This window comes from Klebsiella sp. Lac1 (assembly GCF_009825425.1).
Classification (GTDB): domain Bacteria; phylum Pseudomonadota; class Gammaproteobacteria; order Enterobacterales; family Enterobacteriaceae; genus Klebsiella; species Klebsiella electrica.
The window spans coordinates 424,946-438,855 of the sequence record NZ_VJZJ01000004.1 but is presented as its reverse complement, the minus strand read 5'-3'; the positions used below and the strand labels follow the sequence as shown (position 1 = coordinate 438,855).

Annotated in this window: 12 protein-coding genes and 1 other annotated feature (1 of these 13 cut by a window edge); of the genes, 6 read left to right on the top strand and 6 right to left on the bottom strand. The window is 55.3% G+C overall.

What is annotated here, in order from left to right:
* Nucleotides 1-161: 161 nt before the first annotated feature.
* The 5 genes from mnmE to rpmH all read right to left on the bottom strand — a co-directional run bounded on the left by mnmE (nt 162) and on the right by rpmH (nt 3,995).
* Nucleotides 162-1,526, bottom strand: a complete 1,365-nt coding sequence (mnmE, locus tag FNY10_RS24520) for a tRNA uridine-5-carboxymethylaminomethyl(34) synthesis GTPase MnmE (RefSeq protein ID WP_160704144.1) — start codon at nt 1,524-1,526, stop codon at nt 162-164.
* An 83-nt stretch (nt 1,527-1,609) separates the two neighbouring features.
* Complete coding sequence (gene yidC / locus FNY10_RS24515) at nt 1,610-3,256, bottom strand: membrane protein insertase YidC (RefSeq protein WP_100684590.1); 1,647 nt, start codon at nt 3,254-3,256, stop codon at nt 1,610-1,612.
* 2 nt (nt 3,257-3,258) lie between these two features.
* Nucleotides 3,259-3,516: a membrane protein insertion efficiency factor YidD gene (yidD, locus tag FNY10_RS24510; RefSeq protein ID WP_100684591.1), complete on the bottom strand. Its 258-nt coding sequence runs from the start codon at nt 3,514-3,516 to the stop codon at nt 3,259-3,261.
* Nucleotides 3,480-3,839 (bottom strand): ribonuclease P protein component, encoded by a 360-nt coding sequence (gene rnpA / locus FNY10_RS24505; RefSeq protein ID WP_049264554.1) that lies wholly within the window; start codon nt 3,837-3,839, stop codon nt 3,480-3,482. Before rnpA ends, yidD begins: the two co-directional genes overlap by 37 nt.
* A 15-nt stretch (nt 3,840-3,854) precedes the next feature.
* Complete coding sequence (gene rpmH / locus FNY10_RS24500) at nt 3,855-3,995, bottom strand: 50S ribosomal protein L34 (protein ID WP_004871828.1); 141 nt, start codon at nt 3,993-3,995, stop codon at nt 3,855-3,857.
* Between the two features lie 621 nt (nt 3,996-4,616).
* Between rpmH and dnaA the strand changes: the two genes are divergently transcribed.
* The 6 genes from dnaA to FNY10_RS24470 all read left to right on the top strand — a co-directional run bounded on the left by dnaA (nt 4,617) and on the right by FNY10_RS24470 (nt 13,282).
* Nucleotides 4,617-6,023, top strand: coding sequence for a chromosomal replication initiator protein DnaA (gene dnaA, locus FNY10_RS24495; protein ID WP_100684592.1), 1,407 nt, complete (start codon nt 4,617-4,619; stop codon nt 6,021-6,023).
* Between the two features lie 4 nt (nt 6,024-6,027).
* Entirely contained in the window at nt 6,028-7,128 is a 1,101-nt protein-coding gene (dnaN, locus tag FNY10_RS24490; RefSeq protein WP_100684593.1) for a DNA polymerase III subunit beta, read from the top strand.
* 144 nt (nt 7,129-7,272) lie between these two features.
* Nucleotides 7,273-8,346, top strand: a complete 1,074-nt coding sequence (gene recF, locus FNY10_RS24485; protein ID WP_160704146.1) for a DNA replication/repair protein RecF — start codon at nt 7,273-7,275, stop codon at nt 8,344-8,346.
* Between the two features lie 28 nt (nt 8,347-8,374).
* Nucleotides 8,375-10,789 (top strand): DNA topoisomerase (ATP-hydrolyzing) subunit B, encoded by a 2,415-nt coding sequence (gyrB, locus tag FNY10_RS24480; protein ID WP_100684596.1) that lies wholly within the window; start codon nt 8,375-8,377, stop codon nt 10,787-10,789.
* A 213-nt stretch (nt 10,790-11,002) separates the two neighbouring features.
* The gene (gene yidA, locus FNY10_RS24475; protein WP_160704148.1) at nt 11,003-11,815 is read left to right on the top strand and encodes a sugar-phosphatase; all 813 of its coding nucleotides are present in this window, start codon (nt 11,003-11,005) and stop codon (nt 11,813-11,815) included.
* 240 nt (nt 11,816-12,055) lie between these two features.
* Entirely contained in the window at nt 12,056-13,282 is a 1,227-nt protein-coding gene (locus tag FNY10_RS24470; RefSeq protein ID WP_160704150.1) for a DUF3748 domain-containing protein, read from the top strand.
* A gap of 1 nt (nt 13,283) precedes the next feature.
* Here the strand turns inward: FNY10_RS24470 and FNY10_RS24465 are convergent, their stop codons facing one another.
* Nucleotides 13,284-13,616: a YceK/YidQ family lipoprotein gene (locus FNY10_RS24465; RefSeq protein WP_131050170.1), complete on the bottom strand. Its 333-nt coding sequence runs from the start codon at nt 13,614-13,616 to the stop codon at nt 13,284-13,286.
* Between the two features lie 241 nt (nt 13,617-13,857).
* Nucleotides 13,858-13,910: a sequence feature (ROSE (Repression Of Heat Shock gene Expression) occurs in the 5'-region of heat shock genes and acts as an RNA thermometer to modulate expression.), on the top strand (it continues 21 nt past the right edge of the window).

Here is a 13,910-nt window from a genome sequence, read left to right as displayed (position 1 = left end):
GTTCTCATCGCATTTAATGATGCCGCGTGGCCGGAAGCAACCTTAAGTCGTAGGGGACACGAGATTAAAGATCAGGCCCCTGGCAGGGCAATAAAAAAACCTGCATAAACATTAAGTTGATGCAGGTTAGTTGATGCTCACTCTTGCGTACCGGTGAAGCGTTACTTACCGATACAGAAGCTGGAGAAAATGCGCCCCAGCAGGTCATCAGAGGTAAATTCACCGGTGATTTCGCTCAGCGCCTGCTGCGCGAGCCGCAGCTCTTCGGCCAGCAGTTCGCCAGCCCAGGCGCCAAGCAGCTGCGTTTTGCCCTGCTGCAGATGACAGGCGGCTTCTGACAGCGCCTGCAGATGGCGACGGCGGGCGAGGAAACCGCCTTCCATGTTGGTATCGAAGCCCATGCTCTGCTTGAGATGGTTGCGCAGAACCTCTACGCCCTCACCGGTACGCGCCGACAGTCGAATCAGTGAGTGGCCATTCACTTCACTGATACCCAACGTTTCACCGGTGACGTCAGCTTTGTTTCGGACCACGGTAATTGGCAGTTTCGCCGGTAAACGCTCGATAAAGTCTGGCCAGATTTCCGCCGGGTCGACGGCGCTGGTGGTGGTGCCGTCGACCATGAACAGGACCCGATCGGCTTGTTCGATCTCCTGCCAGGCGCGTTCGATGCCAATGCGCTCTACCTCATCATTGGCATCGCGGAGTCCTGCGGTATCGATAATATGCAGCGGCATGCCGTCGATATGGATATGCTCGCGCAGCACATCGCGGGTGGTGCCGGCAATATCGGTCACGATCGCGGCTTCGCGCCCGGCCAGCGCGTTCAGCAGGCTCGATTTCCCGGCGTTCGGGCGACCGGCGATAACCACCTTCATGCCTTCGCGCAGCAGGCTGCCCTGGCGGGCCTCGGCGCGTACGGCATCAAGATCGGCGATCACGCCGTTGAGCTGGGCCTCGATTTTACCGTCGGAGAGAAAATCGATTTCCTCATCCGGGAAGTCGATAGCGGCTTCGACATAGATACGCAGATGGGTCAGCGCTTCCACCAGATGATTCACCCGGGCAGAGAAGGCACCCTGCAGCGAATTCAGCGCCGAGCGTGCCGCCTGCTCGGAACTGGCGTCAATCAGGTCAGCAATCGCTTCTGCCTGGGCGAGATCGAGCTTATCGTTAAGAAACGCGCGTTCAGAGAACTCCCCAGGCCTGGCGATACGCACGCCTGGCAGCGTCAGGATTCGTTTCAGTAGCAGATCCAGAATCACCGGGCCGCCGTGGCCCTGCAGTTCCAGAACGTCTTCACCGGTAAAGGAGTTCGGGCCGGGGAACCATAGCGCAATACCCTGATCCAGCGGCGTGTCATCGGTATCTTTAAAAGGCAGATAATCGGCGTAGCGCGGCTTTGGCAGCTTGCCGAGAACAGCTTGCGCGACATCGCGTGCTTTGAGGCCGGAGATGCGCAGGATACCCACACCACCGCGTCCCGGTGGGGTTGCCTGGGCGACGATAGTGTCGTTATGGCTCATGATGACTCTCTATGTAAATGTAAAAAAGGCGGTCTATTGACCGCCTTCTCTGGCATTGATTCTACTGCGGCTTAAGCAGAGTATCAGCTCTTTTTCTTCTCGCGGCTATGCAGACCACGCTTCTCGAGACCACGGTAAATCAGCTGCTGCTGAATAATGGTCACCAGGTTGCTGACGATATAGTAAACCACCAGACCTGACGGGAACCACAGGAAGAACACCGTAAAGATGACCGGCATGAAGGTCATGATCTTCTGCTGCATCGGGTCGGTCACGGTCGTTGGCGACATCTTCTGAATGAAGAACATCGTCGCGCCCATGATGATCGGCAGGATGTAGTACGGGTCTTGCGCTGACAGGTCGTGGATCCACAGGATAAACGGCGCATGACGCAGTTCAACCGAGGCGCTCAGCATGTAATACAGCGCAAGGAAGATCGGCATCTGAATAATCAGCGGGAAGCAGCCACCCAGCGGGTTGACCTTTTCTGCTTTATACAAGGCCATCATTTCCTGGCTTTGACGCTGTTTGTCATCGCCCAGACGCTCACGCATTGCCTGAATCTTCGGCTGCAGCATGCGCATCTTCGCCATCGAGGTGTACTGCGCTTTGGTCAGCGGGTACATGATGCCACGAACGATGAAGGTGATGACGATAATCGAGAAGCCCCAGTTACCGAGGAAGCTGTGGATGAATTTCAGCAGCTTAAACAGCGGTTGGGAGATGAACCACAGCCAGCCGTAGTCGACGGTCAGATCGAGGTGCGGCGCGACGGCAGCCATTTTGTCCTGAATGGCCGGGCCGACCCACAGCACGCTTTCCAGCTTGTCGGTTTGACCCGGCTGTACCAGCACCGGCTGCGATTTGTAGCCGATGGCGACAACGCCGTTGCCGAGGTTGGCGGTGTAGAAGCTGTTGATGCCGTTGTTACTCGGCACCCATGCGGTGGTGAAATACTGCTGCAGCATCGCTACCCAACCGTCTTTGGTGCTGACGTTCAGGTTTTCGTTATCGATGATGGTATCGAATTTATATTTTTCGTATTTCGACTCAGACGTTGAATACGCGGCACCACGGAAGGTGTGCATCGTAGACAGACCACCGGTTTGCGTATCGCGGGCGGTTGGCAGGTTGGCCGTCTGTTTCAGCTGACCGAAGGTAGAAATCTCCAGCGGTTTTTCGCCAGCGTTGTGCACGCTATAACCCACGTTCACCGCATAATCACCGCGTTTCAGCGTGAAGGTTTTGGTGAAGACGTTGCCAGCTTTATCGGTATACGTCAGCGGAATGACGATTTCGTCCTGGCCTTCCGCCAGCACAAACGCATCTTTATCGACGTTATACAGCGGGCGGGCTCCATTAGCCGGGTTATCCGGGCCATCACGACCGGTTAAGCCGCTTTGAGCCTGATAGATAAACTGTGGCGTGGTTTCCAGTAACTGGAACGGTTCAGTCGACTTCAGTGCTTTCGGGTACGCCGGAAGCAGCGCTTGCTCCACATCACCACCGCGGGTGTTGATGGTCAGCTCAAGCACATCGGTTTTTACCGTAATCAGTTTCCCCTGGCCACTGGCCGGTACGCCCTGGTCGGCGGCGCTACCCGCTGCTGTGGTCGTAGTCTGCGTGGTCTGTTGCTGAGCCTGAGGATTGTTATCCTGCTCCCAGGCTTGCCAGATCATGAAAGACACGAACAACAAAGCGATGATAAGAAGATTGCGTTGCGAATCCATCGTTAGTGTTCTCTGGTATCAAATGGTCCAGGCGGGACGGGATCGTCACCACCAGGGTGTAAAGGGTGGCATTTTAATACGCGTTTCATTGTCAACCAACTGCCTTTTATCACTCCAAATCTGCGCAATGCCTCAATTCCGTAGCTTGAACAGGTTGGCGTGAAACGACAATGCGGCCCGAGTAGCGGACTAATCAGGCGCTGATAGACCCGAATAAGGCCTATCAGGAGCCGGGAGCCAGGCGACAATGGCGGCGCCATAATTTTTCCAACGCTTCCGAGAGAGCACGGTTATCGAGGTCTGCAACCCCTTTCTTTGCCACCACCACGAAATCCATTGGCGGGAGTTCATGTTGACGCAAACGAAAACTTTCACGCGTCAGACGTTTAATCCGATTGCGTTCATGTGCGCGTTTGACGTTTTTCTTGGCGACGGTAAGACCGATGCGGGGATGCCCCAGCGAATTCAGGCGGCCGAGGATGGTGATTTGCGGCGTGCCAGCCCGTTGTGGCTGCTGGAAGACGAAAGTGAAATGACTGGGAGTTAACAAACGTAACTCCCTGGGAAATGCGAGCTTAACCACGCAGGGTTAGCTTTATTACTTGGAAACGGTCAGACGAGCACGGCTTTTAGCACGACGACGTGCCAGAACCTGACGACCATTTTTAGTAGCCATACGTGCACGGAAGCCGTGAGAACGGTTGCGCTTCAGTACAGACGGTTGAAAAGTGCGTTTCATGGCGGTTTCTACCTAAACTTGAATAATTTCACTGACTTTTGCGTAGACCCGAACAAACTTCGAACGACTTACGCGGCAGCGATGGTGATTAAAGAGGCCGGATTGTAATAATTGTACACTCCGGAGTCAATTCTCTTTCCTTATTTCTCGCATCTTGTCGCACAAAAAATGACCTGCGACAGGCGACGGAAAACGGGCATTACGCGCCGGGTGGGGGATTATACGGCCTGACGGGTAAAGCGCAAGGATCGCAAAGGATCTTTGTTAGATCGTTTAGGCCCTAAACCAACCGATCTCATTAAATTTTCCAATATGTGGGCGAAATCGTGCCTCACCGCTCTGCGGATCGATTACACTTACCCGTCTTCGATCCTTCCTGTGGATAAACAGGGAAGAATCTGTTGAGAAATACAAGATATCTTTCTCAGTTTAGGCTATGATCCCCGGTCCCGATCGCGATCCACCGATCCGCATCGGATAAATACCGCAGATAGCGGTTCGCGCGTCACCCCTTTTGTGCAGGGGCTTTTCGGCCAATGCCGGGTCTTGTCGACGTGTGCCAACAATCACGATTGTTTCTTTTTTTCTTTATATCGATTTTATGTTCGAGTGGAGTCCGCCGTGTCACTTTCGCTTTGGCAGCAGTGTCTTGCCCGATTGCAGGATGAGTTACCAGCCACAGAATTTAGTATGTGGATACGCCCGTTGCAGGCGGAATTGAGCGATAACACGTTGGCACTGTATGCGCCAAACCGTTTTGTGCTCGATTGGGTAAGGGATAAATACCTCAATAATATCAATGGACTCCTCAATGATTTTTGCGGTGCTGATGCCCCACAGCTGCGATTTGAAGTCGGGACCCGCCCGGCAGTGCAGGCGCAACGCGGCGCGATAAATACGCATGTTGCGACCGCCACACCGGCAGCGCAGGTTCAGACGGCGCGCGTCGCGCCAACGATCGTGCGTCCCGGCTGGGATAACGTCCCGGCGCCGGCGGAGCCGACCTACCGCTCTAACGTTAACGTTAAGCACACCTTCGACAATTTCGTTGAAGGTAAATCTAACCAGCTGGCTCGCGCGGCGGCGCGTCAGGTTGCCGATAATCCAGGCGGCGCCTATAACCCTTTATTCCTTTATGGCGGTACCGGTCTGGGTAAAACCCACTTATTGCACGCGGTCGGTAACGGCATTGTGGCGCGCAAACCCAACGCCAAAGTGGTCTATATGCACTCGGAGCGTTTTGTTCAGGATATGGTTAAAGCCTTACAGAACAACGCCATTGAAGAGTTTAAACGCTACTACCGCTCCGTCGACGCCCTGCTGATCGATGATATTCAGTTCTTTGCCAATAAAGAGCGCTCGCAGGAAGAGTTTTTCCACACCTTTAATGCCCTGCTGGAAGGTAATCAGCAGATCATTCTCACCTCGGATCGCTATCCGAAAGAGATCAATGGTGTTGAGGATCGTCTGAAATCCCGCTTTGGCTGGGGGCTGACGGTGGCGATCGAGCCGCCTGAGCTGGAAACCCGCGTGGCGATCCTGATGAAAAAAGCCGATGAAAACGACATTCGTCTGCCGGGAGAAGTGGCGTTCTTTATCGCCAAGCGTCTACGCTCTAACGTACGTGAGCTGGAAGGGGCGCTGAACCGCGTTATCGCTAATGCCAACTTTACCGGCCGGGCGATCACCATCGATTTCGTGCGCGAAGCGCTGCGCGATCTGCTGGCGCTGCAGGAAAAACTGGTCACCATCGACAATATTCAGAAGACGGTGGCGGAGTATTACAAGATTAAGGTAGCGGACCTGTTGTCGAAACGCCGCTCCCGTTCGGTGGCGCGTCCACGCCAGATGGCGATGGCGCTGGCGAAAGAGCTGACCAACCACAGTTTGCCGGAAATCGGCGATGCGTTTGGCGGTCGCGACCATACCACCGTGCTGCACGCCTGTCGTAAAATTGAGCAGTTGCGTGAAGAAAGCCACGATATTAAAGAAGACTTTTCCAATTTAATCAGAACATTATCCTCGTGACGCTATGAAATTTACCGTAGAACGTGAACATTTATTAAAGCCGCTGCAACAGGTGAGCGGTCCCTTAGGGGGTCGTCCGACGCTGCCCATTCTCGGTAACCTGCTGCTTCAGGTCTCGGATGGCGCGCTGTCGCTGACCGGTACGGACCTCGAAATGGAAATGGTGGCGCGCGTTGCGCTGATTCATCCGCATGAGGCGGGTGCAACGACCGTTCCGGCGCGAAAATTCTTTGATATTTGCCGCGGCCTGCCCGAAGGCGCGGAGATTGCCGTTCAGCTGGAAGGCGATCGGATGCTGGTGCGTTCCGGGCGCAGCCGTTTTTCGCTGTCGACCCTGCCCGCTGCCGATTTCCCGAATCTTGATGACTGGCAGAGTGAAGTCGAATTGACCCTGCCGCAGGCGACCATGAAGCGCCTGATTGAAGCCACCCAGTTTTCGATGGCCCATCAGGATGTGCGTTATTACTTAAACGGCATGCTGTTTGAAACCGAAGGTGACGAACTGCGTACCGTGGCTACCGATGGCCACCGTCTGGCGGTCTGTTCAATGCCGCTGGGTGAATCATTGCCGAACCATTCGGTGATCGTGCCGCGTAAAGGGGTGATTGAGCTGATGCGCATGCTTGATGGCGGCGATACGCCGCTGCGCGTGCAGATTGGCAGCAACAATATTCGCGCCCATGTCGGTGATTTTATCTTCACATCGAAGCTGGTTGACGGTCGTTTTCCTGATTATCGCCGGGTATTGCCGAAGAATCCGGATAAGCATCTGGATGCGGGCTGCGATATTCTCAAGCAGGCCTTTGCCCGCGCGGCGATTCTGTCGAACGAAAAATTCCGCGGCGTGCGTCTGTACGTCAGCGAAAATCAGCTGAAAATCACCGCCAATAATCCGGAACAGGAAGAAGCGGAAGAGATTCTCGACGTTTCTTACTCCGGCAGCGAGATGGAAATCGGCTTTAACGTCAGCTACGTGCTGGATGTGCTTAATGCGCTGAAGTGCGAAAATGTGCGTATTTTGCTGACCGATTCGGTGTCGAGCGTGCAGATTGAGGATGCGGCGTCACAATCGGCCGCCTACGTTGTCATGCCTATGCGCTTGTAAAGAATATCGGGCTATCTTACTTGCCATTTTCAACCTGGGCTGTGCTCGCCCCTGTCACGTACTTCGTGTACGCTCCAGGGTCTGTGCGCAGTCCGCGTTGAAGCTGGCTGCGCCGATTACGCCCTGGTCTGAAGAACCCCGGATATGTCACTAACGCGCCTGCTAATCAAAGACTTCCGCAACATTGAGAATGCGGATCTCGCTTTATCCCCCGGCTTTAATTTCCTGGTTGGCGCTAACGGCAGCGGCAAAACCAGCGTGCTGGAGGCCATTTATACGCTCGGCCACGGTCGGGCGTTTCGCAGCCTGCAAATTGGCCGGGTGATTCGCCACGAGCAGGAGTCGTTTGTGCTGCACGGGCGTCTGCAGGGCGAAGAGCGTGAGACCGCCATCGGCCTGACCAAAGATAAGCAGGGCGACAGCAAGGTGCGTATTGACGGCACCGATGGCCACAAAGTGGCGGAGCTGGCGCACCTGATGCCGATGCAGCTGATTACACCGGAGGGGTTTACATTACTCAACGGCGGCCCCAAATACAGGAGAGCGTTCCTCGACTGGGGATGCTTTCACAATGAAGCCGGATTCTTTACCGCCTGGAGCAATCTGAAGCGCCTGTTGAAGCAGCGTAATGCCGCGCTGCGCCAGGTCAGCCGCTATGCGCAGATACGCCCCTGGGATCTGGAACTGATTCCGCTGGCGGAACAAATCAGCCGCTGGCGTGCCGAATATAGCGCCGCTATCGTCGAAGACATGGCGGATACCTGTAAACAGTTTTTACCTGAGTTCTCTCTGACCTTCTCCTTCCAGCGCGGCTGGGAGAAAGAAACGGATTATTCCGAAGTGCTGGAGAGAAACTTCGAGCGTGACCGCATGCTGACCTACACCGCCCACGGCCCGCACAAAGCGGATTTCCGCATTCGTGCCGATGGCGCGCCGGTCGAAGATACTTTGTCACGCGGGCAGCTTAAACTCCTGATGTGCGCGCTACGACTGGCGCAGGGGGAGTTTTTAACCCGCGAAAGCGGGAGACGCTGTCTGTATCTGATAGATGATTTTGCCTCGGAACTTGATGACGCGCGGCGTGGGCTGCTTGCCAGCCGCTTAAAAGCCACGCAGTCGCAGGTTTTCGTCAGCGCAATCAGCGCTGAGCACGTAATGGACATGTCGGACAAAAATTCGAAGATGTTCACCGTGGAAAAGGGTAAAATAACGGATTAACTTAAGTTTAAATGAGCGAGAAACGTTGATGTCGAATTCTTATGACTCCTCCAGTATCAAAGTCCTGAAAGGGCTGGATGCGGTGCGTAAGCGCCCGGGTATGTATATCGGCGACACGGATGACGGCACCGGTCTGCACCACATGGTATTCGAGGTTGTGGATAACGCTATCGACGAAGCGCTCGCAGGTTACTGTAAAGACATCGTTGTCACTATCCATAGCGATAACTCCGTCTCCGTACAGGACGATGGCCGCGGTATTCCGACCGGCATTCACCCGGAAGAGGGCGTATCGGCAGCGGAAGTCATCATGACCGTGCTGCACGCAGGCGGTAAATTTGATGATAACTCCTATAAAGTCTCCGGTGGTCTGCACGGCGTGGGCGTCTCGGTGGTTAACGCCCTGTCACAGAAACTGGAGCTGGTGATTCAGCGCGACAACAAGATTCACCGCCAGCTCTACGCCCACGGCGTACCGCAGGCGCCGCTGGCCGTAACCGGTGATACCGAAAAAACCGGTACCATGGTGCGTTTCTGGCCGAGCTATGAAACCTTCACTAACGTCATCGAATTCGAATACGAAATCCTGGCAAAACGCCTGCGTGAGCTGTCATTCCTCAACTCCGGGGTGTCTATCCGCCTGCGCGACAAGCGTGACGGCAAAGAAGACCATTTCCACTACGAAGGCGGCATCAAGGCGTTCGTTGAGTATCTCAACAAGAACAAAACGCCGATCCACCCGAATATCTTCTACTTCTCCACCGAAAAAGACGGTATTGGCGTGGAAGTCGCACTGCAGTGGAACGATGGTTTCCAGGAAAACATCTACTGCTTTACCAACAACATTCCCCAGCGCGACGGCGGTACGCACCTGGCCGGTTTCCGTGCCGCGATGACCCGTACCCTGAACGCCTACATGGATAAAGAAGGCTACAGCAAAAAAGCGAAGGTCAGCGCTACCGGTGACGATGCGCGTGAAGGTCTGATTGCCGTAGTTTCCGTGAAGGTTCCGGATCCCAAGTTCTCCTCACAGACCAAAGACAAGCTGGTCTCTTCTGAGGTGAAATCGGCGGTAGAGCAGCAGATGAACGAACTGCTGAATGAATATCTGCTGGAAAACCCGTCTGACGCCAAAATCGTGGTCGGTAAAATCATTGATGCGGCCCGTGCGCGTGAAGCCGCGCGTCGCGCGCGTGAAATGACCCGCCGTAAAGGCGCGCTGGACCTGGCTGGCCTGCCGGGCAAACTGGCAGACTGCCAGGAACGCGACCCGGCGCTCTCCGAACTGTACCTCGTGGAAGGGGACTCGGCGGGCGGTTCTGCGAAACAGGGCCGTAACCGTAAGAACCAGGCAATCCTGCCGCTGAAGGGTAAAATCCTCAACGTCGAGAAAGCCCGTTTCGATAAAATGCTCTCTTCTCAGGAAGTGGCGACGCTGATTACCGCGCTTGGCTGCGGCATCGGGCGCGACGAGTACAACCCGGATAAACTGCGTTATCACAGCATCATCATCATGACCGATGCGGATGTCGACGGCTCGCACATTCGTACCCTGCTGTTGACCTTCTTCTACCGTCAGATGCCGGAAATTGTTGAACGTGGCCATGTCTACATTGCACAGCCGCCGCTGTACAAAGTGAAGAAAGGCAAGCAGGAACAGTACATCAAAGACGATGAAGCGATGGATCAATACCAGATCTCGATAGCCCTGGATGGCGCAACGCTGCACACCAACGCCAGCGCTCCGGCCCTGGCGGGCGAATCGTTAGAGAAACTGGTTGCTGAGTTCAATGCGACGCAGAAAATGATTGTTCGCATGGAACGTCGCTTCCCGAAAGCGCTGCTGAAAGAGCTGGTTTACCAACCTACGTTGAACGAAGCCGATCTGTCTGATGAGCAGACCGTAACCCGCTGGGTGAATGCGCTGGTGACCGATCTCAATGAGAAAGAGCAGCACGGCAGCCTGTGGAAATTCGATGTTCACGAAAATGCCGGGCTGCATCTGTTCGAACCGGTTATCCGCGTGCGTACCCACGGCGTGGACACCGACTATCCGCTGGATCACGAGTTTGTCACCGGCGGCGAGTATCGTCGTATTTGCACGCTGGGCGAGAAACTGCGTGGGCTTATCGAAGATGACGCGTTTATCGAACGTGGCGAACGCCGTCAGCCGGTAGCCAGCTTCGAGCAGGCGCTGGACTGGCTGGTGAAAGAGTCCCGTCGTGGCCTCGCTATCCAGCGCTATAAAGGGCTGGGCGAGATGAACCCGGATCAGCTGTGGGAAACCACCATGGATCCGGATAGCCGTCGTATGCTGCGCGTGACGGTGAAGGATGCGATTGCTGCCGATCAGCTGTTCACCACCCTGATGGGCGATGCCGTAGAACCGCGCCGCGCCTTTATCGAAGAAAACGCCCTGAAAGCGGCGAATATCGATATCTAAGCTCATCCGCTGCTCCCCGGTGGCGCGATGCTGGCCGGGGCTGCGGAATATGTTGCCCGGACAGGGCGTCTGGCGTCACTATGCGGGGATTCCTCGGGTCTAAAAGAGGAATCCCTTATTGCGATCCTATCCTCGTTTTCCCCTGCTTCTGTTGCTGTTTTTTGAGCGGAATCGCGTTAGCATGGCCCAGGACTCATCTTACCTGGGGATCTCATGGCTATTAAACTGATTGCAATTGATATGGACGGTACGCTGCTGCTGCCGGACCATACCATCTCTCCTGCGGTTAAAACCGCGATTGCTGCGGCGCGCGCGCGCGGCGTAAACGTCGTGCTCACCACCGGCCGTCCGTATGCCGGTGTGCACAGCTATCTGAAAGAGCTGCGCATGGAGCAGCCGGGAGACTACTGCATCACCTACAACGGCGCATTAGTGCAGAAAGCAAGCGACGGCAGCACCGTGGCGCAAACCGCGCTGAGCTATGATGACTACCGCTATCTCGAACAGCTTTCCCGCGATGTCGGCTCTCACTTCCATGCTCTCGATCGTAATACGCTGTATACCGCTAACCGCGATGTGAGCTACTACACGGTGCATGAGTCCTACGTGGCGACGATTCCGCTGGTTTTCTGCGAAGCCGAAAATATGGACCCGAATATCCAGCTGCTGAAGGTGATGATGATCGATGAGCCGGTCATCCTTGACCAGGCTATCGCCCGTATTCCAGCGGAAGTCAAAGAGAAGTACACCGTGCTGAAAAGTGCGCCGTACTTCCTCGAAATCCTCGATAAACGCGTCAATAAAGGGACCGGCGTGAAGTCCCTGGCCGATGCGCTGAATATCAGGCAGGACGAGATCATGGCGATTGGCGATCAGGAAAACGACATTGCGATGATTGAGTTTGCCGGCGTTGGCGTGGCGATGGATAACGCGATTCCGACGGTGAAGGAAGCCGCTAACTTTATTACCAAATCGAACCTTGAAGATGGTGTGGCCTGGGCGATTGAGAAGTACGTTTTATCCTGACCTGCTCTTCAGGCCCGGTGTTCTCGGGCCTGACTCCGCCTTGATGATGCATAACATGAACCCCTCAGGCCGTGTTTTGCCTCATCGCACGCCGATCCGCACATCCGTTTTCCCTTTATCGCCGCGGTCGCATTGCCGGGCGCGCTGTCCTGTATCCTGCCGGTGGGTGATGTTAAACGTGTAGGTTAATTCTGTCCGATGCTATACCCTGATGCGAACGTTGCGCATCAGGGTATCTCTATGAAACAAGTCACCTTTGCTCCCCGCCATCATCAGCTAACCAATACGCAAACCTGGACTGCGGACAGCCAGTGGCTGGCCTTTGACGTCCGTCCGTCGGGCGCCTCCTTTACCGGGAAGACGATTGAACGGGTCAATGTGCAAACCGGGGCCGTCGAAACTCTCTATGCTGCGCAACACGGGGCTCATGTCGGCGTGGTGACCGTTCATCCTGCGATGGATAAATATGTCTTTATACACGGTCCGGAACACCCGGATGAAAACTGGCAGTATGATTTCCACCATCGTCGCGGCGTGGTGACATACCAGGGTGTGGCGCACAACCTTGATGCGATGGATATCACCGCGCCGTATACGCCGGGCGCGCTGCGCGGCGGCAGTCATGTTCATGTTTATAGCCCAAACGGGCAGTTCGTCAGCTTTACCTATAACGATCATGTCCTGCACCAACGCGCGGCCTCCCTTGACCTGCGAAACGTCGGCGTTGCGACCCCTTATGGCCCGGTCACGCCGGACGGGCAGCATCCGCGTGAATATGGCGGCAGCCACTGGAGCGTTCTGGTCAGCCGGACAACGCCGACGCCGGTGCCGGGCAGCGATGAGATAAACCGCGCATACGAAGAGGGTTGGGTGGGGAACCATGCGCTGGCATTTATCGGCGATACGCTGTCGAGCAATGGCACCAGAATCCCTGAGCTGTTTATTGTGGTGTTGCCGCAGAGCGAGCAGGGCTGGAAGCAACAGGGCGAGACGCCGCTGGCCGGTACGGAGACCACCATGCCAGCACCGCCGGCCGGAGTCATGCAGCGGCGTTTAACATTCACTCACCATCGACGCTATCCGGGGCTGGTCAATACGCCGCGGCACTGGGTACGGGCCAACCCGCAGGCGACGCAGATTGCCTTCCTGATGCGCGACGAGGCGGGTGTGGTGCAGCTATGGCTGATTTCCCCCCAGGGGCGCGATCTGCGGCAGCTGACTCACAATGTTAACGATATTCAATCGGCGTTTAACTGGCACCCGTCAGGGGAGTGGCTGGGATTTGTGCTGGATAACCGCATGGCTATCTGTCATGCCCGGAGCGGTGAAATTACATTTTTGACTGCCGATCATGAAAACCCGCCTTCGGCGGATGCTGTGGTGTTTTCTCCGGACGGGAAACACCTTGCCTGGATGCAAGATGTGAATGGCTATCGCCAGCTGTGGATAACCGGCGTCGGGGTTTAAATCAGGGCGCTGGCATGGCCGCCGGTGGAATCACGGCGTTGGTCGCCAGCGAGCTTTTCTCACTTTTCTCGACGCGCGATTTTATCGAGCTGTCGGTACGGAACATATCCCACGGCAGCAGCAGCGTGTCCATCACCGCGGTGAAGGGCATATCGAGTGCGACCAGGGATTTTGTTCCCCAGTTGGCATCACTGTTACCCAGCATTTCCGCGCTGGCGCGAGTTCCCGGATAGGTTCCTTCCTTTCCGCCGGTATGTGACATCACGCTGGAGCAACCGCCCAAACTTACCATCCCGCTGAACAGGATTAGCTTTAACAGACCGCTTTTCATCATTTTTCCATCGTCGTTTCTGGCATTGAGATAACCTTCATATCGGTTATATCGAGCCATTCCATGAATGCCTGGCGTTATTGCACTGCACTGTGGCAGGCATCGTATTTTGCTTTTTGTGCTTTCCACCCAGTCTAAGCTATCGGCAGGAAACTGCAAAAAAAAAGGTTTTTCGCGCTTGAAAATGACGGAATGAGCCACATTTTAGTAATGTGACCCGATGAGGATACGCCTGCGGGGTATTCCGGGTAATAACGACCTGTCCATGATGGAAGGTCATAAATTCTCGCTGACTTC

What these genes read in the sequence shown, in the direction of transcription:
- mnmE (WP_160704144.1), bottom strand. Translation starts at nt 1,526, where the DNA reads ATGAGCCATAACGACACTATCGTCGCCCAGGCAACCCCACCGGGACGC.
- yidC (WP_100684590.1), bottom strand. Translation starts at nt 3,256, where the DNA reads ATGGATTCGCAACGCAATCTTCTTATCATCGCTTTGTTGTTCGTGTCT.
- yidD (WP_100684591.1), bottom strand. Translation starts at nt 3,516, where the DNA reads ATGGCGCCGCCATTGTCGCCTGGCTCCCGGCTCCTGATAGGCCTTATT.
- rpmH (WP_004871828.1), bottom strand. Translation starts at nt 3,995, where the DNA reads ATGAAACGCACTTTTCAACCGTCTGTACTGAAGCGCAACCGTTCTCAC.
- dnaN (WP_100684593.1), top strand. Translation starts at nt 6,028, where the DNA reads ATGAAATTTACCGTAGAACGTGAACATTTATTAAAGCCGCTGCAACAG.
- recF (WP_160704146.1), top strand. Translation starts at nt 7,273, where the DNA reads ATGTCACTAACGCGCCTGCTAATCAAAGACTTCCGCAACATTGAGAAT.
- gyrB (WP_100684596.1), top strand. Translation starts at nt 8,375, where the DNA reads ATGTCGAATTCTTATGACTCCTCCAGTATCAAAGTCCTGAAAGGGCTG.
- yidA (WP_160704148.1), top strand. Translation starts at nt 11,003, where the DNA reads ATGGCTATTAAACTGATTGCAATTGATATGGACGGTACGCTGCTGCTG.
- FNY10_RS24470 (WP_160704150.1), top strand. Translation starts at nt 12,056, where the DNA reads ATGAAACAAGTCACCTTTGCTCCCCGCCATCATCAGCTAACCAATACG.
- FNY10_RS24465 (WP_131050170.1), bottom strand. Translation starts at nt 13,616, where the DNA reads ATGATGAAAAGCGGTCTGTTAAAGCTAATCCTGTTCAGCGGGATGGTA.